Source organism: Vreelandella sp. H-I2 (assembly GCF_052959335.1).
Window position 1 is genome coordinate 16,261 of sequence record NZ_JBRAMC010000005.1, and the last position, 18,487, is coordinate 34,747.

The following is an 18,487-nucleotide window of genomic DNA, read 5'->3' on the forward strand; positions in this document are numbered from 1 at the left end:
GTTTTAGCGTACTGCCCACATTCCATGAACAAATCTAGGCGGTTCTTATCGCCGACATCGGTTCATTGGAGGACGCATGAGCGACCAGGATTACGAACGCGATTACGAACATCTTGATTGGCAAGTGGATGATGAGGAATCATCAGCCACAGACAACGCCCACGGCGCTGAAAATAGCGCTAAAGCCAGTTTCGAAGAAAGTTCTGATGAAGGTTCCGAAGAAAGCTCTGAAGAACAGGATAGCAAAGAGTACCGCTCAGACGGCGAACGGGTAAATTCCCTGGTGCCCGCTAGCGAAATGCTGCCCGAGCGCATTTATCTTCTGCCTATTCATAATCGACCTTTTTTCCCCGCCCAGGTCCAGCCCCTGGTCGTTAATCGTGAGCGCTGGGAAGAGACCATGCGCCGGGTAGGTAACACCCCCCACCATACGTTGGGCGTTGCCTTTGTGGGCGAGCAAGGCGTTACCTCACTTGATCACGAAGGCTTTCCTGAGATCGGTACTGCGGTCAAAGTGCATAAGCTCAAGGGCGAAGACGAGCAGATTCAGTTTATCGCTCAGGGCCTACAGCGTTTCAAGATTACCCGTTGGCTCTCCAAAGAGCCGCCTTATCTGGTCGAAGTGACCTACCCGAAAGAGCCTGTTGACGCGGAGAATGAAGAGACCCGCGCCTACGCCATGGCGATCATCAACGGCATTAAAGAGCTGCTGCCGATCAACCCGCTGTATGGCGAGGAACTTAAGCATTATCTCAATCGCTTTAGCCCCCATCAGCCGGGGCCGTTGACCGATTTTGCCGCAGCGATTACCTCGGCTAAAGGACCTGAGCTTCAGGATGTGCTCGCCACCCTCCCGGTGGGTGAGCGAATGCAAAAAGTTTTGCCCTTGCTGCGTAAAGAAATCGATGTGGCGCTGCTTCAGGGAGAGATCAGCGAGCAGGTGAATGCGCAAATGCAGGAGCGCCAGCGTGAGTTTTTCCTGCGCGAGCAACTCAAGGTCATCCAGCGTGAACTCGGCATCTCTAAAGACGATCGTGAAAACGATGTGGATACCTTTCGAGCACGGCTGGAATCGCTGGTGGTACCCGAGCGCGTGCAAACGCGTATCGACGATGAGTTGAATAAACTCAGCGTGTTGGAAACCGGTTCGCCTGAGTATGGCACCACCCGTAATTACCTCGACTGGTTAACCTCGTTGCCTTGGGGTGTTACCAGCCAGGATCAACTGGATCTACCCCACGCTCGCCAAGTCTTGGATCGTGACCATGATGGCTTGAAAGACGTAAAAGAGCGCATTGTCGAGTTTCTGGCCGAGGGCACCTTCAAAGGTGATGTGGGCGGCTCAATTGTGCTGCTCGTAGGCCCGCCCGGGGTGGGTAAAACGTCCATCGGTCGCTCGATTGCCGAAGCATTGGGGCGTCAGTTTTACCGCTTTTCGGTAGGCGGTATGCGCGATGAAGCGGAAATTAAAGGGCACCGGCGCACCTATGTGGGCGCGATGCCCGGTAAGCTGGTGCAGGCCTTTAAAGAGGTAGAGGTCGAGAACCCGGTGATTATGCTCGACGAGATTGACAAAATGGGGCAATCCTTCCAGGGCGATCCCGCCTCAGCGTTGCTGGAAGTGCTCGACCCTGAGCAGAACGTCGATTTCCTAGATCACTATTTAGATGTTCGCATGGACCTTTCCAAGGTGCTGTTTATATGCACCGCGAACACGCTGGATTCGATTCCAGGTCCGCTGCTCGACCGCATGGAGCAAATTCGCCTCTCCGGTTATATCGCGGAAGAGAAGCTGGCGATTGCCAAAAATCATCTCTGGCCGAAGCTACTTAAGCGCAACAACCTGCCCAAAAAATGCATCAACTTATCCGATGCGGCCTTGAAGCAGGTAATTGAGGGCTATGCCCGCGAAGCCGGGGTGCGCCAGCTAGAGAAACAGCTGCACCGTATTGTGCGTAAATCCGCTGTTAAATTACTGGAAGAGGAGCTGGGAACGGTCAAGGTGTCGGTTAAAAACCTGGAGGAGTTCTTAGGCGCGCCGATCTTCCGTAAAGAAAAAGTGCTCACTGGGGAAGGGGTGGTAACCGGCTTGGCGTGGACCTCGATGGGCGGCGCTACGCTGCCGATTGAAGCGGGCAAAGTACACTCGCTGGATCGTGGTTTTAAGCTGACTGGCAAGCTGGGCGAAGTGATGCAGGAGTCCGCCAATATCGCTTATAGCTATACGCTTGGCCATTTGCAGGAGTATGGCGCCGATGCAGACTTCTTTGACTCAGCGTTTGTGCACTTGCACGTGCCTGAGGGGGCCACACCTAAAGATGGTCCTTCGGCGGGTGTTACCATGACCACCGCGCTGCTATCGCTGGCCAAACACCATGCTATTAAGCGGCCCTTGGCAATGACCGGCGAGTTAACCTTAACGGGCCAAGTCCTTCCGGTAGGGGGGATTCGCGAAAAGGTTATTGCCGCGCGTCGCAGCGACATCTTTGAATTAATTCTGCCCGACGCCAACAAGCGTGATTATGAAGAACTGCCGGATTATCTAAAAGACGGCGTGACGGTGCACTTTGCCAAACGCTACCGCGATGTGGCGGATGTGGTGTTTGGTAATTGATAGAAGATTTATAACCCTTTTACGACAATTGCTTATTACCTACTTGGGCGCCATACGAAAGTATGGCGCTTTTTTTACAGTTGTTCATGGCATTGCCGATATAAAGCGCAGCGATAATAAAGTCTGTTTTAATAAAAATTAATTATTCCTAATTATTGGAGAGCTAATGCGCAATAACCAGCCAGTGACGCAACGCGAGTATGTGCTGAGTGAGGAAGCAGTACTCATTTCCCGTTCGGACCTTAAAGGAAATGTCACCTACGCGAATCCTACCTTCGTTGAGGTCAGTGGTTATAGCCGTGAAGAGCTAATTGGTGCCCCGCATAATCTACTTCGTCACCCCGATATGCCCGAAGCGGCTTACGCGGACTTTTGGAAAACCATTCAAGCAGGCGTGACCTGGCAGGGTGTGGTTAAAAACAGACGTAAAAATGGCGATCACTATTGGGTAAACGCCACAGTTGCCCCGTTGCGGGATGGTGAACGCATTGTTGGTTATACCTCTGTGCGCCGTAAAGCTGACGCAAACACCGTTGCCAGGGCAGAAAAAATTTATGCTGAGATTCGCGAAAAGGGCAAGTCACGTCACTATGGCCTGTCCCAGGGCACGCTAAGGCGCAAAGGTTTAACAGGGATACTGGCGCGATTACAGCTGACCAGCTTGAAAGCCAAGCTGACCAGTATGGTGGTGGCGTCGCTGTTGTTGCTTGGCCTCGCGGGTGGGTTGGGCGTTTATGCGTTGATGGTTTCCGGCGAGCGTCTGGAAACACTCAATCGCTCAGGGCTGGGCGAAGTCGCCTCCCTGCAGCATATCGAACGCTATATTGGACAAACGGTTGAGACGTTAGAGCCGGTGGTACGTAACCCGCGTCAGGCTGATCTGGATGCCATTAACGCGGAAATTAGCCAGTATATTGAAGCGATGCAAGGGCTATGGATGGATTACTATGTTGATGAGGCAGCCGCGGCTGAGGCCACCCAGCGCTTTAATAGTGCGCTGGCTACATGGAGTACCGGCGTAAACACCACGCTGGTGGCTATTCAAGAAGGTAATGGATTCGCGGCGTTTGAAGCCTTTAATGACATTGTGGCGCCCACGACTCAGTCACTGCGCGAGATAAACAGTACGCTGGTTGAGCAAGTGCGTGCTGATGCCGAAGTGTTGGTCGCCCAGGCGCAACGCGGACGTCAACAGATGTTGCTCGCACAATTGGCGTTACTGGCCGTTGGTTTCTTAGTCATGATTGGCCTAAGTATCATGATTATGAGGTCTGTGTTCCGCAGCTTATCAGGCGCGCGCTATATCACTTTCCAAATTGCGGCAGGTAACCTGGCCGCTCGAGAGCGTCGCCAAACCAACGATGAGTTGGGTGAGTTACTCTACTCGTTGGACACCATGCGCTTTAGCCTATCCAGCATTGTGGGGGATGTTGAAAGTCGCGTCTCGGTGGTTACGCCGGCGATCCAGCAGATAGCTGCTGAAAATGAAGAGCTCTCTTCGCGCACAGAACAACAGGCATCATCGCTTCAGCAAACCGCATCGAGCATGGAGGAGATGACCTCGACGGTTCAACAGAATACCGAGAATGCCCGTCAGGCCACCGATCTGGCAGTGCAAAATGCTGCGAGCACCCGTGACACCGGGCGGCAAATGCAGCAATTGGTGGAGCGCATGCAGCGTATTGCCCAGAGTGCCGAAAAGATGACCGAGATGATCAGTGTGATCGATGGCATTGCTTTTCAAACCAACATCCTGGCACTCAACGCATCGGTTGAAGCCGCCCGCGCTGGCGAACATGGCCGCGGCTTTGCGGTCGTCGCCAGCGAAGTGCGCAATTTGGCCGGGCGCAGTGCGGATGCCGCCCAAGAAATTCGTAAGATGATTGATAGTACTACCCAAGAAGTCAGCGGTGGCCGTAGTGCAGTTGAGCAGGCGGAACGGGCGATAGAAGAGGTCACCCAGCAAGTTAGCCGAGTCAGTGAACTGATGGAATCCATTAGCACTGCTTCCACTGAGCAGAGCAGTGGAATTGGTCAAATCAACTCGGCAATTGCCGAAATGGATCTTGTGACTCAGCAGAACGCCTCAAAAGTGCAATCAATCGCAGCGTCAGCCGATAACCTCTCACTTGAAGCTTTTGAACTCGTCAATGTGGTGGATGCGTTTCGTTTGGAAGGTGCTCAAGATGAGAATATCCAAGCGGCACGGGCGAAGTTACAACGCGCCACGCAAGCGCTTAGTAAAGCAACACGCGGTTTGCCAGCGCCTTCTGAACAGCGTGCTAAGCCGCCTGCAACGCAATCCCGCACGGATCAGTGGGAAGCGTTTTAGCGCTTATAGTAATAGAACAGCAACTGTAATGTAGGCTGCTGATTTCTCTCAATTCGTTTAACCACATGCCACCCTTCGCGGTGGCATGTTTTATGCATTACTCCTAATTGAAAAGGCTCAGCCAGTGATCGATTTAGCCAAGGGGACTCAGCTAAATCAAATGATGGTAAAAAGCCTTCAATAAAAAGTAGGGGGTTCTAAATGCGCACTGTTAAGCAAACACGATCTACCCAAGTACCGTTTACGCAAGCGACCGCCGATGTGTACGAGCTAGCCGATGATGATGTCTTGATCTCGCGCTCGGATCTTCAGGGCAGAATCACCTACGCCAACCAAACCTTTGCCGACGTTAGCGGCTATCCGTTGGAAGAGTTAATGGGCGAACCCCACAACCTGCTCCGCCACCCCAGCATGCCCAACGCCATTTTTCAGAATTTATGGGAAACCATTGAAACGGGTAAAACCTGGCAGGGGCTGATTAAAAATCGTCGCCAAAGTGGAGAAGCCTATTGGATGCATACCACCATCGCACCGCTACTCGATGGTGAACGCGTGGTGGGTTATACCTCAATCCGGCGCAAAGCCACGGCTGGGGCGATTGAGCGGGCAGAGCGTGTTTACGCTGCCATGCAAGAGGGCAAAACACGAGGCTTTAAGCTCCATTATGGTGCAATACGCCACACGGGGGTGCGAGGCTGGGTAAAGCGTTTTAGCTTCAGTAGCATGCAGGCCAAGCTTATAGGGATGGTGCTGGCTTCGATTATCTTGCTGGTGTTAGCAGGAGCGGCTGGCGTTTATGGCTTAACCAGTTCTGCTGAACGTCTGCGTACGCTCAACCAAACCGGCCTTGAAGGCATTTCCGATCTTCAACAGATTGATCAACGCGTTAGCCAAGCGATCCAAGTGCTTGAGCCTGCCGTGCGCAACCCGCGCCGTGCGGATCTCGAACTCCTCGAAACACAATTAACGACTATGAGCATTAACATTGAACAGTCATGGCAAGATTTCACCGCGCAGCGTGAAACAGAGAGTTTGCAGGAAGGGCTGACAGCGCAACTGGCCACCTTTGTAGAAAGTGCCGATATCACCCTAAACGCGATCGTTGATGGCAATGGATTTGCCGCCTTTGAAGCGTTTAATGACACCGTGCAGCCTACTTCTGACAATATCAGCGCCACGGTTAACGCCTTGGTGGAACAGGAGAGAGCTGCGGCCCAAACGCTAATGGAAAACGCAGAACAACAGCAACAAGTGCTGCTGTATGGTCAGTTGGGTGTTCTGCTGCTCGGTATTGTCTTGATGATCGGCATTAGTATGGCGGTACTCAATTCGCTGATTAAATCGCTTAACGAAGCGCGCCGGGTTACCTTTCAAATAGCGGCAGGCAACTTGGCCAATCGCGTTACCTTAAAGCGCAATGATGAATTGGGTGAGTTGCTGAATTCGCTGGAAACGATGCGCGCAAGCCTGTCGGGACTAATTACCGAGGTGGGCAATAAAGTCGATGTGGTGACGCCCGCCTCTGAACATATCAAGCAGCAGAATGAAGAGCTGGCGTCACGCACCGAGCAGCAGGCATCTTCGCTACAGCAAACGGCTTCCAGCATGGATCAAATGACGGCGACCGTGCAGCAAAATACCGAGAACGCCCGCCAAGCCAATCAGTTGGCTATGCAAAATGCCACCACTAGTCGAGAAACCGGCGAGCACATGCAGGCCCTTGTCGAACGTATGGAACGCATTGCCGCCAGCGCCGGTAAGATGACCGATATTATTAGTGTCATTGATGGCATCGCCTTCCAAACCAATATTTTGGCGCTGAATGCTTCGGTGGAGGCTGCCCGGGCTGGCGAGCAGGGGAGAGGTTTTGCCGTGGTGGCGAATGAAGTGCGTAATCTGGCGGGGCGTAGCGCCGATGCCGCTGGCGAAATTCGACGGTTAATTGACTCTGCCGCCCAGGAAATCAGTGGTGGTGCTCAAGCGGTGAAGGAGGCTGAGGCAGCTATCGATCAGGTCGTGACGCAAGTAATGAAAGTCAGCGACATTATGGAGGAGATCAGTACTGCGTCTGATGAGCAGAGCAGCGGAATTGCACAAATCAACACCGCCGTCTCCGAGATGGATCATGTCACTCAGCAGAACGCTTCCAAGGTGCAGACAATTTCCAGCGCTGCTCACGATCTCACCCGCGAAGCCTTAAGCCTCGCCAATGTCATCGCTGCCTTCCGCTTAGAGGGCGCAGCCGACGAGAGTAGTGAAACAGCGCTTAGACGTGTGCTTAAGCAGGCAGGGCTAGGATCAACAACTGCATCAGAAGCGGCAGCACCGTCGCCGTTAATTTCACGCCAGGACCGTTCGCTTCAACGCAATGCCCCTTCTCAGCCAGCCGAAGAGGTGTGGGAAGCCTTTTAATTAATTTGGCGCCATGGAGGGCGCTATCCTCTTCTTGTGTCTAGTCTCTGCGCGGCGCTCATGCCACAATCTAAAGCCGCTGATTCTTTCGGAAAAAGCCTAGCCTGCAGCCTTTCATGCTGTGGGTTAATAAAAAATAGAGCATTTCTTTAAGATAGATATCTAGAGAGTAGAGGACGCCATGCCAGAGTATCGCTCACGTACCACCACCGCTGGCCGCAATATGGCCGGTGCCCGCGCCCTGTGGCGCGCTACCGGCATGCAGGATGGGGACTTTCAAAAACCAATTATTGCAGTCGCCAACTCCTTCACGCAGTTTGTACCGGGCCATGTTCATTTGAAGGACATGGGCCAGCTTGTCGCACGGGAAATTGAGAAAGCCGGTGGCGTCGCGAAAGAGTTTAATACCATTGCGGTGGATGATGGCATCGCCATGGGGCACGACGGCATGCTCTACTCGCTGCCCAGCCGCGACCTGATCGCCGACAGCGTCGAGTATATGTGTAACGCCCATTGTGCCGATGCGCTGGTGTGTATTTCTAACTGCGACAAAATCACCCCAGGAATGTTGATGGCTGCTTTGCGCCTTAATATTCCGGTTATTTTCGTTTCCGGTGGCCCCATGGAAGCGGGTAAAACTAAATTGCTCAACCATGGCCTGGATTTGGTGGATGCCATGGTGATGGCCGCCGATGACAGCGTTGACGATGAGACCCTCGCCGAAGTCGAGCGTAGTGCCTGTCCCACCTGTGGTAGCTGCTCGGGTATGTTTACTGCCAATTCGATGAACTGCCTGACCGAAGCGCTGGGCTTGGCGCTACCGGGCAACGGGACCGTGCTGGCGACTCACTCGGATCGTCGCCGCCTGTTTGAAACGGCGGGGCAGCGTATTGTCGAGCTTGCCAAACGCTACTACGAAGGTGACGAGGCACACCTGCTACCGCGTGCTATTGCTTCCAAGGCGGCGTTTAAAAACGCCATGACCCTGGACATCGCCATGGGCGGTTCCACCAACACCATTCTGCACTTCCTGGCAGCGGCTCAAGAAGCAGAAGTGGACTTTACGATGTCGGATATCGACTGTCTGTCCCGTGAAGTGCCTCAACTGTGTAAAGTAGCGCCCAATACTCAGAAATATCATATCGAAGACGTCCACCGTGCGGGCGGCATTATGGCGATTCTGGGTGAGCTGGACCGCGCACATGTTCTGGATACCTCGGTGCCCACCGTGTATGGCGATAGCCTTAAAGAAGCGCTGGATGAGTGGGATATCATGCGCTCACCCAGCGCTGAGGTGGTCGAGTTCTTTAAAGCCGGGCCGGGTGGCGTACCCACTCAGACCGCGTTTTCCCAAAGCGCCCGCTGGCCGAGCCTGGATGGTGACCGGGCTACCGGTTGTATTCGCGATCTCGAACACGCTTTTTCTCAGCAGGGCGGCTTAGCCGTGCTGTACGGCAATATCGCGCTGGATGGCTGCGTAGTGAAAACCGCCGGGGTCGACGACTCGATTTTAGTGTTTGAAGGGCCTGCCCATGTGGTCGAGTCCCAGGACCAGGCGGTCGCCGATGTACTGGCGGATAAGGTCAAAGAAGGCGATGTCGTTGTGATCCGCTACGAAGGCCCCAAAGGCGGCCCCGGCATGCAGGAAATGCTTTATCCCACTTCGTACCTCAAGTCCAAAGGGTTAGGAAAAGCCTGCGCGCTACTTACCGATGGACGTTTTTCGGGCGGTACCTCTGGGCTTTCAATTGGCCATGTGTCGCCTGAAGCGGCAGCAGGGGGCGCCATTGGGTTAATCGAGCAGGGCGATATCATCCGCATTGATATTCCAAACCGGGCGATCAACGTCAATCTTAGCGACGTCGAGCTGGCGGCTCGCCGTGAAGCGATGGAGGCCAAAGGCGCAATGGCCTGGAAGCCCGTTGAACAACGCCCACGCAAGATTACACCAGCGCTTAAAGCGTATGCGTTATTGGCGACGTCGGCGGACAAAGGCGCCGTTCGTGACCTCAGCAAGCTGGATTGATACAGCAACTAAGCTTAGCAATCAGCCGCAGCAACAAACTGAAGGAAGGCAATGAAGGCAATTATTAACGTTGGATTGGTCGGCTATGGGTTCGCTAGCCAGACGTTCCACGCCCCACTGATTCAGGCTACGGAAGGCTTGGATTTGGTGGCGGTTTCATCAAGTGATGCCGCTAAAGTTCAGGCATCTCTGCCTCATGTAGATGTGGAGGCTCAGGCACTAGCGCTTTGCAAACGCAACGATATTGATCTGATCGTTATCCCGACACCGAATGACACGCATTTTCCTCTCGCCAAGGCAGCACTTTCTGCGGGCAAGCACGTGGTGGTGGATAAACCGTTCACGGTCACTCTTTCCGAAGGAAGATTGCTCAAAAAGCTGGCGGACGAAAAAGAGAGTTTATTGTCGGTATTTCACAACCGCCGTTGGGACAGTGACTTTCTGACCATCAAGGCATTGCTAGACGCGGGTACGCTAGGGCGTGTCGTTAACGTTGAGTCTCACTTTGACCGCTTTCGCCCCGAAGTCCGCGACCGTTGGCGCGAGAAGGCGACCCCTGGTGGTGGGATTTGGTACGACTTGGGGCCGCACCTGCTAGACCAAGCCTGCGAGTTGTTTGGCATGCCCCAGGCAATCTTGCTGGAACTGGATGCATTACGCGATGGTGCCAAGGCCGATGATGACTTCCTGGCACTGCTGGATTATGAAGGCTTCCGCGTTACCCTGTCGGCAGGCACGCTGGTAGCCGATCCAACCCCACGCTTTCGAATTCATGGAACCCAGGGCAGCTTCGTTAAATACGGTTTGGATCCTCAGGAAGACCGCCTGAAAGCAGGCGAAGTACCCACGCCCCAATGGGGCGAAGATAACCAGCACGGCATCTTAACGCTGCGCGAAGGGGAGGGTGAAAACGCGCCGCTAGCGCGCCGTGAATTGCCAACGCTGCCGGGCGACTACCTTGCTTATTACCAAGGCATCGCTGCTGCTATCCGCGATAAAGCGCCGCTGCCAGTTACTGTAGACGATGCCCTGCGCTCAATGGTCTTGCTCGAAGCAGGGTTGGATAGTCACCGACAACGGCGCTGGATATCGTTGAAAAATCATCTCTAGTGGCCGCAAAGGGGATGGGGCTATGGCCCCCGTCCCCTCTCTAGCCCCGTCCCCTATGTATCAAAGCAGATCCGTCGCGCTGTTGCGCTTCTCTTCGCGCAGTCTGTCACGCGCGATAAAAAGCGCGGCGATGGCCCGCGCCTCATGAAAATCCTCGCGCAACAAAAGGGCGGGAAGCTCTTCGATTGCGTGGGTTTCGACAATCAACGGCTCAGGCTCATCACCTGGTAGACGCTTGGGATAAAGGTCGGTGGCGAGAAGCACCTGCATACGGTGGCGCATATAGTTGGGTGCCAGTGAAAGCTCGACCAGCGGTTCAATACGACGCGCGCCAACCCCACACTCCTCCATCAACTCACGATTAGCGGCGGTGATGATATCTTCGCCGGGGTCAACCAGCCCCTTGGGCAGGGTGAGTACATAATCCTCAAACCCAGCAGCATACTCGCGAATCAATAGCACATGGTCGGGGTCTGGCATGGCCACCATCATCACCGCGCCACGGTCAGCGCCGGTTAAGCGTTCAAACTGACGCTCTTCGCCGTTGGAAAAGCGTAAATCAAGTGACTCAATCTGGAATAAACGGCTTTGGGCCACGCTTTTACGCGCCAAAATTTGTGGCTTGCGCTGGTAGCCCGAGCGCTTAACGCTAGTATCCTCGGGGGGATTAGTAGTGGGGTGCGTCGGGGGAAACGTCGACATAAAGAGAGCCTCCATGGCTGGAAAAAGGCGGTTAAGCTACAATAGCACGCTTACTCCTTATGCGACTGGAGCGGCAATGATTGATTGGCGCGAGATAGACACCGTCCTACTCGATATGGATGGCACGCTGCTGGATTTACACTTTGACAGCCATTTCTGGCTGGAGCACTTACCGCGACGCTACCGCGAACTGCACCAGTTGGATGAAGCCTCCCAGGAAGCACTGCGCGCACGCATTATCGGCGAGCAGGGCACGTTAAACTGGTACAGCCTGGCGTACTGGAGTCGTGAACTGGGCGTCGATATTGTCGCTCTTAAGCGCGAAGTTCAGCACTTGATTGGGCTGCGTAGTGACGCGCTGGATTTCCTCAAATGGCTTAAACTAGCGCACCCAAGGGTGGTGCTGGCCACCAACGCTGATCGCGCAAGTCTCGCATTGAAATTGCCTCTAACGGGTCTGGAAAGCTACTTAGACGCCATCATCTCTTCCGAGGATGTGGGGGCCGCCAAAGAGGAGCAGGCATTCTGGTTTGCCCTTCAGGAGATCGAGGCTTTTGATCCTGCACGCACGCTGTTTATTGATGACAACGTCCGCGTATTGGAGAGCGCTCGTGAGTTTGGCATCAAGCATTTGCTGGGCATTAAACAACCTGACAGCCAGCGGCCTGAAAAAGAGCTACAGGAATTTATAGCCCTTGACCGGTTCGCTCATCTGTTTCCCGAACAACTGCCGGAACAGCTGTCAGAAACGCAAGGAGAGCATTAATGAGCGAGAGCGTACGCTTGGATAAATGGCTCTGGGCCGCGCGTTTCTTTAAGACCCGCGCGCTGGCTAAAAAAGCCATCGAAGGCGGCAAAGTGCACTACGACGGGGCGCGGGTTAAAACCAGCAAAAACGTCGAGCTGGGCGCGCTTATCCGTGTGCCTCAGGGCTGGGATATTTATGAAGTGGAAGTGATCGCGCTTTCCGATCAACGGCGCGGCGCGCCAGAAGCGCGCACACTTTATGCAGAAACCGAAGAGAGTGCACAGCGCCGGGCCAAAGAAGCCGAAGCAAGGCGGCTCACGAACGAAGCGATGCAGCACCCGCTTAAACGCCCCGACAAAAAGCAGCGCCGCGATATACAGCGTTTTCAGCGCAACCAAGGGGAGTAGCCCCTTACGTCAAATAGCCCAGTTAAATATTAGGTAGCCAATTATGTCTGATCAAATTCAACGATTTATGTTCGATCACACCAATGTCCGTGGCGAGATCGTTACCTTGGCGGCCGCCTACCATGAAGTGTTGGACCGCCACGCCTACCCACCGGCTGTTAATGAACTATTGGGCGAACTGTTAGCTGCCGTCGCATTGCTTACCGATACCGTTAAGCTGGATGGCACACTGAGCATTGAAGTCCGCGGCACCGGTGTACTGTCGCTGCTTATGGCCGAATCCAATCCCGGTGGCGAACTGCGAGCGATTGCACGCATCGCGGAAGACGCCGCGCTGCCTAGCGAGCACGCCACTTTCCGCGAGCTGGTTGGCGAAGGCCAGATTGTCATTACCCTCGACCCGCGTGAAGGGCACCGCTATCAAGGAATTGTCGCGCTGGATCAAGCGACGCTCGGTGGCTGTTTGGAAGCCTACTTTAGCCAATCCGAGCAGTTGCCGACCCGCTTATGGTTAGCGGCCGATGAGAAGCGCGCAGGAGGATTGCTACTGCAGCGCCTGCCAGAAGAGTCACAAAACCAGGATGTCGATGCTTGGGACCGCAGCGTGCAATTAGCCGACACGATTAAAACAGAAGAGCTACTTGGGCTTGAGCAGCGTGAAGTGCTTTACCGCCTCTACCATGAGGAAACGGTGCGCGTTTTTGACCCTAAAGCACTGCGCTTTGGCTGCACCTGCTCCCGCGAGCGAATGAGCTATGCACTTCACTCGCTAGGTAAGGAAGAGTTGCGCGATATTCTGCATGAACAAGGCGCAATCGACACCCAGTGCCACTTTTGCCACACGAAATATCACTACACAGCGGCGGATATTGAAATTTTGTTGGACGACCCTGAGGCGCCTTCGCCCACGATTCACTAAGTATGTAGTCGAGGGTGGGTCGTAGAGCATTTTTAAGTGTCGCTAGGCGGGCCAGTGGATTCAATGAATTCGACGTTTGTTGCAAACGGCTGTTTGAATTTTTACTGCATCGCAACACAAAATATAGTGCTTTTGTAGTAGTTTAACTACAAGATATTTGATCTTCGCCCCCGTTTCCTGGGGGCTTTCTTTTTGCCATAATGCGCCGGACTTTAGCGCGCCCAGCCGGATTTGCCGTGGTTGGGAAGAACTCTAAGGCGTCGGTGACGCCCGGTAACACGAGTGAAATGGCCTTAAGGCCCAGGAATCGACATGACCACGACTCAAGCTCCCCAAGCCCACGTCAATCTCAGCAGCGCCGAACTCATCGAGCGCGCCGTGGCACGTGGCGAAGGCCGCCTCTCGGCTAACGGCGCCCTGGTAGTAAATACCGGCCTGCGTACCGGCCGTTCACCGAAAGACCGCTTTATCGTTGATGAACCCTCTACGCGTAGCCAAATTGATTGGGGAAGCGTCAACCGCCCCTTCGATGTGGACAAGTTCAGCGCCTTATGGGGCCGTGTCGATGACTATCTGAACAGCCAGGAAAATTTTGTTGCCGAATTGCACGTAGGCAGTGATTCAACCCACTACTTACCGGTTCGCGTCACCACTGAAACGGCATGGCAAAACCTGTTTGGCCGCACCATGTTTGTTCGCCCCCAAGCCTACAATCCAGCGGCTAAAGACGAGTGGACCATCCTTAATGCCGCAGGCTTTGAGTGTGATCCTTCCCGCGACGGCACCAACTCTGATGGCTGTGTGATCATCAACTTCGCCGAGAAAAAAGTGCTGATCGCCGGCATGCGCTATGCCGGTGAAATGAAAAAAGCCATGTTCTCGGTGCAAAATTTCCTGCTGCCGGCTGCGGACGTGCTGCCGATGCACTGTTCGGCTAACGTAGGTGAAGATGGCGAAACCTGCCTGTTTTTCGGCCTTTCCGGCACCGGTAAAACCACACTCTCGGCTGACCAGGCGCGTTTCCTGATCGGTGATGATGAGCACGCTTGGGGCGACGGCATTGTCTTCAATATGGAAGGTGGCTGCTACGCCAAGTGCATCGATCTTTCCGAGAAGAACGAGCCGGTAATCTGGAACGCCATCAAATTTGGCACCGTGCTAGAAAACGTGGTGCTGGATGACCGTCGTGAGCCTGACTACGCCGACGACAGCCTGACCCAGAACTCCCGCGCCGCATACCCGCTGGAGCACGTTGAGAAGCGGGTACCGGAAAACCTCGCAGGCGAGCCAAATGCCATCGTGTTCCTGACCTGCGATATGTCCGGCGTGCTTCCCCCGGTATCCGTGCTCTCTAAAGAAGCCGCGGCGTATCATTTCCTATCAGGCTACACCGCCAAAGTGGGCTCAACCGAAATGGGCTCCTCTGAAGGTCTGGCTGCCACATTCTCCACCTGCTTTGGCGCACCGTTCTTCCCGCGTCCTGCGCGCGAGTACGCTGACCTGCTGATCAAGCGGGTCGAGAAGAAAGACGCTCAGGTGTATCTGGTCAACACCGGCTGGACAGGCGGTGCTTACGGTGAAGGCGGCTCACGCTTCTCAATCCCGACCACGCGCGCCATTATCAGCGCCATTCAGTCGGGTGTACTGCGGGATATCGACACTAAGCACATTGATGGGCTCAATCTGCAAGTGCCCGTCTCCGTGCCAGGTGTTGATTCTAGCCTGCTTGATCCCCGTGATACGTGGCAAGACCGTGAGGCTTACGATCGTCACCTCAAAGAGCTGGCGACCAAATTCGTCGATAACTTCAAGAAGTTCGAAGGTGTCAACGAAGCGATCATTCAGGCGGGACCGCAGTTAACCTAGATGTAACTATTTAATTTCATTGATTAAAAGCTCTGGCGGATACGCCAGAGCTTTTTTTATGCGTGTGGGCTTCCAGTGAAGTGCATAAAGCGCTTTTTAATACCAAAGGATAAGGTTGTATTAGCATTTATGGGTTGACGCTTCTCTTTGTTGTTTATAGTTTATAGTAAACTGTTAACAATAAACACAAAGAAGGTATCAACCTTATGAGCAAAATCCAAGCTTCAACTGCACTCAAGCGCTTTCGCGTACTTGACCTATCGCGGGTGAGGGCGGGGCCTACCTGCGTCCGTATGCTGGCCGATTTTGGGGCTGATGTAATCCGTATCGAGCCCCCCGTGGGGGTGGATCCAAATGCAAATATGTTTGCAGATGTACGTTTAGGTGGTGATTTTCAGAACCTCAATCGCAACAAACGATCTCTCACGTTAAACCTCAAGAAGCCTGAAGCAAAGGAGGTGCTTTATCAGTTGGTTAAAGAGGCTGATGTAATAGTTGAAAACTGGCGTCCCGATGTGAAGTCCCGACTAGGGGTCGACTATGAGTCTTTAAAAAAGATCAATCCACGCATTATTTTAGCTAGCATTTCGGGGTTCGGTCAGGATGGGCCTTATGCTAAGCGCCCTGGTTTCGACCAGATAGTGCAGGGTATGGGCGGCATGATGTCGATCACTGGGTTGCCTGGGCAAGGGCCTGTACGAGCTGGAATAGCGGTGGCGGATTCAAGCGCAGGTCTCTATACCGCCATAGGGATTCTTACCGCGCTACTTGAGCGGGAAGAGTCGGGCGAAGGTCAATGGGTGCATACCTCGCTACTACATGCACAAATTGCCATGCTCGACTTCCAGGCTGCACGTTACCTCAATGAAGGGGATGAGCCTGTCCAAGCGGGCAATGATCACCCCACCAGTTGCCCCATGGGGCTCTTTTATGGCAACGATGGTCCTTTCAATATCGGTGTTTCTGGTGATGGGCAGTGGATAAAGTTTTGCGAAGCAATAAACAAAATGGAGTGGCTGAAAGATCCTCGGTTCGAGACGATTATGGTGAGACGCAAATACCGCCAGGAATTGAACGAACTGATTCAAGAAATTTTCTCTCAGCAGAATGTTGAGCATTGGGTCAACCTGCTAAATTCAGCGGGGATTCCCTCCGGGCCTGTCTATACAGTGCCTCAAATGTTTGAAGATCCTCAAATTCAATACCTTAACGTTGCCAAGGCCGTAGAGGACAGTGAAGTGGGTACCAAACACTTTATTACTCAGCCCGTTAACCTATCTCGTACAGCAGCTAACGTTGTCAAAATCGCCCCAAAATGGGGAGAGCATACTGATGAAATTCTAGCCGAGCTTAATTACAGCGAAACCGATATCGTGCGTCTTAAAGAAATTGGCGCCGTTTGAATGAGGATGATTTTATGCAGCAGGAAGAACAAGCGGGTTATATCAAAAGCGAATTGGATGGCAATATTTTACGAATCATGATTTGTAATCCACGTCGTTACAATGCTATGTCCATGGAAATGTGGCAAGAGTTAGGGCGAAGCGTCAAAGAGGCCCAAAGCAATGATGACGTGCGAATGATTGTTTTAAGTGGTCAGGGCGCCAAGGCCTTTATGTCAGGTGCCGATATTAGCGAGTTCAAGGAAAAGCGTAACAACCGTGAACAAGCCAAGGCCTACGCTGATAGTGTCCATTCAGCGCAATCGGCTCTACGCAGTAGCCAGAAACCAACCATTGCTGTGATTCAGGGTATCTGTATGGGAGGAGGGATGGGTTTGTCGCTCTCTTGCGATCTGCGTTACTGCAGCGAATCCGCCAAATTCAGAATGCCGGCAGGCAAGCTTGGTGTCGGTTATGCCCTGGATGGCATCAAACGATTTGTCGATGTGGTTGGTGCGTCACGAACTTATGAGCTTTTTCTCACAGCTCGCACGCTGAACGGTAGCGAGGCAGCCAGGATCGGCCTAGTCAACCAGTCCATCCCCGATGATCAGTTCGAGCACGCCGTCGAAACACGTATAAACGACATTTCTCAGCATGCTCCCCTTACTATGAAAGCAGTAAAGAACGGTGTGCGCTGCGTATTAAACGAAGATGATGCGCCCACGCCAGAAGAAGTGAATGAAATGGTGGTCGCTTGTTTTGAAAGTGCTGATTACAAGGAAGGGCAGCAGGCTTTTAAAGAAAAAAGAAAGCCAGTTTTTCAAGGTAAGTGAAGGATTTAATTTTTTCTTAGTGTTTTATTGACAATAAAAAAACTATAAACACATCGGTTATTAACAACTCCAACAACAAGCAGGAGAAATAAAATGATGACTAGAAAAATAACAAATAATTGTATGGTTGCCGCTACCTTGCTAACTGCAGGGGGCTTTCTTTTTACCTCTGGTACAGCTGTGGCTGAGGAGTATGATTCAACTCAGCAGCTTAACGTAACCATTGCCTTTGGCCCTGGAGGTGGAAATGATGTTTTATCACGAACCTTGGTTGATATTTTAGAAAAATACGATCTCTATGAAGGCGACATAGTAACTACCAATCGGCCGGGAGGAAGTGGTGCTGTTGGCTGGGGCTATCTTTATGGTCAGGAGGGAAATCCTCATCACATTTCCACAACCAGCGGCAGTTTTATTGCTACGCCACTGCAAGCAGATACGCCTTGGGATACTTTGGATTTTACCCATGTAGCGTTAATGGCAGCTGATGATCAGGTCTTGGTCGTTAATTCCGAAAGCGATATCACATCCTTTGAAGAGTTTGTTGAATCTGCGCAGAGTTCACCTCTTGCCGTCGGTGGTATCGGTTCAGTGAATAATGACTTCATTGTGGCACAGCTGCTATCAGAAGAAGCTGACTATGAGTACGATTATATACCATTCAACCAGCAGGGAGAGCTTACTACCGCACTACTTTCAAACTCCATTGATGCGATGGTGGCAACTCCTGGTTCTATAATCGGATTAATTGAAGCTGGAGATTTCCGCGCTTTAGCCTTTAGCGCAGACCAAGTGCCGGAATCCTTGGAAGGTGTGCCTAGCTTCGAAGAGCTAGGGGTAGCAGATGCTGCTGTGCCTATGCCACGAGGGTTAATCTTACCTCCCGGTGTCTCTGATGAAGCGCGTCAATGGTGGATGGATACTATTCAAGAAGTTGTAGAGACACCCGAGTGGCGAGAGTATGTAAAGGCAAACTTTCTTACTGAGAACTTACTGCTAGGGGATGATTTTACCGATTTTCTTGAGACATCTATCAAAAACTTCAGAACCATTCTAACTGAGACCGGTGCTATCTAGTTTAGTTACCGCCACAAGTGAAGAAACTGGCCGGTTGTTGCATCAACCGGCCCAAT

The 18,487-nt window shown here is 52.9% G+C and carries 13 protein-coding genes; 12 read left to right on the forward strand and 1 reads right to left on the reverse strand.

From position 1 onward, the window contains the following. Positions 1 to 76: 76 nt before the first annotated feature. The 5 genes from lon (at position 77) to ACUVOF_RS13320 (ending at position 10,494) form a co-directional block, all read left to right on the forward strand. Positions 77 to 2,614, forward strand: a complete 2,538-nt coding sequence (lon, locus tag ACUVOF_RS13300; protein ID WP_447044830.1) for an endopeptidase La — start codon at positions 77 to 79, stop codon at positions 2,612 to 2,614. Positions 2,615 to 2,780: 166 nt separating this feature from the next. Continuing rightward, positions 2,781 to 4,946, forward strand: a complete 2,166-nt coding sequence (locus tag ACUVOF_RS13305; RefSeq protein ID WP_447044831.1) for a methyl-accepting chemotaxis protein — start codon at positions 2,781 to 2,783, stop codon at positions 4,944 to 4,946. 201 nt (positions 4,947 to 5,147) lie between these two features. After that, complete coding sequence (locus ACUVOF_RS13310; protein ID WP_447044832.1) at positions 5,148 to 7,358, forward strand: methyl-accepting chemotaxis protein; 2,211 nt, start codon at positions 5,148 to 5,150, stop codon at positions 7,356 to 7,358. 181 nt (positions 7,359 to 7,539) lie between these two features. Beyond that, positions 7,540 to 9,384 (forward strand): dihydroxy-acid dehydratase, encoded by a 1,845-nt coding sequence (ilvD, locus tag ACUVOF_RS13315; RefSeq protein WP_447044833.1) that lies wholly within the window; start codon positions 7,540 to 7,542, stop codon positions 9,382 to 9,384. A gap of 51 nt (positions 9,385 to 9,435) precedes the next feature. Further along, a complete protein-coding gene (locus tag ACUVOF_RS13320; protein ID WP_447044834.1) occupies positions 9,436 to 10,494 on the forward strand; it encodes an oxidoreductase in 1,059 nt (352 codons plus the stop codon). Between the two features lie 60 nt (positions 10,495 to 10,554). Here the strand turns inward: ACUVOF_RS13320 and nudE are convergent, their stop codons facing one another. Next, on the reverse strand, positions 10,555 to 11,196 hold the full coding sequence (nudE, locus tag ACUVOF_RS13325; protein WP_447044835.1) for an ADP compounds hydrolase NudE: 642 nt from the start codon (positions 11,194 to 11,196) through the stop codon (positions 10,555 to 10,557). Between the two features lie 76 nt (positions 11,197 to 11,272). Between nudE and yrfG the strand changes: the two genes are divergently transcribed. From yrfG to ACUVOF_RS13360, 7 genes are all read left to right on the forward strand, one after another. Further along, positions 11,273 to 11,962, forward strand: coding sequence for a GMP/IMP nucleotidase (yrfG, locus tag ACUVOF_RS13330; protein WP_113268358.1), 690 nt, complete (start codon positions 11,273 to 11,275; stop codon positions 11,960 to 11,962). Next, positions 11,962 to 12,351, forward strand: a complete 390-nt coding sequence (hslR, locus tag ACUVOF_RS13335; RefSeq protein WP_447044836.1) for a ribosome-associated heat shock protein Hsp15 — start codon at positions 11,962 to 11,964, stop codon at positions 12,349 to 12,351. Before yrfG ends, hslR begins: the two co-directional genes overlap by 1 nt. 43 nt (positions 12,352 to 12,394) lie before the next feature. Beyond that, positions 12,395 to 13,270: an Hsp33 family molecular chaperone HslO gene (gene hslO, locus ACUVOF_RS13340; RefSeq protein ID WP_447044837.1), complete on the forward strand. Its 876-nt coding sequence runs from the start codon at positions 12,395 to 12,397 to the stop codon at positions 13,268 to 13,270. Between the two features lie 312 nt (positions 13,271 to 13,582). Further along, a complete protein-coding gene (locus ACUVOF_RS13345; RefSeq protein WP_447044838.1) occupies positions 13,583 to 15,136 on the forward strand; it encodes a phosphoenolpyruvate carboxykinase in 1,554 nt (517 codons plus the stop codon). Positions 15,137 to 15,342: 206 nt separating this feature from the next. Further along, positions 15,343 to 16,539, forward strand: a complete 1,197-nt coding sequence (locus tag ACUVOF_RS13350) for a CaiB/BaiF CoA transferase family protein (protein ID WP_447044839.1) — start codon at positions 15,343 to 15,345, stop codon at positions 16,537 to 16,539. Between the two features lie 14 nt (positions 16,540 to 16,553). Continuing rightward, a complete protein-coding gene (locus ACUVOF_RS13355; protein WP_447044840.1) occupies positions 16,554 to 17,354 on the forward strand; it encodes an enoyl-CoA hydratase in 801 nt (266 codons plus the stop codon). Between the two features lie 93 nt (positions 17,355 to 17,447). Further along, positions 17,448 to 18,431, forward strand: coding sequence for a tripartite tricarboxylate transporter substrate binding protein (locus ACUVOF_RS13360; protein ID WP_447044841.1), 984 nt, complete (start codon positions 17,448 to 17,450; stop codon positions 18,429 to 18,431). Positions 18,432 to 18,487 lie beyond the last annotated feature (56 nt).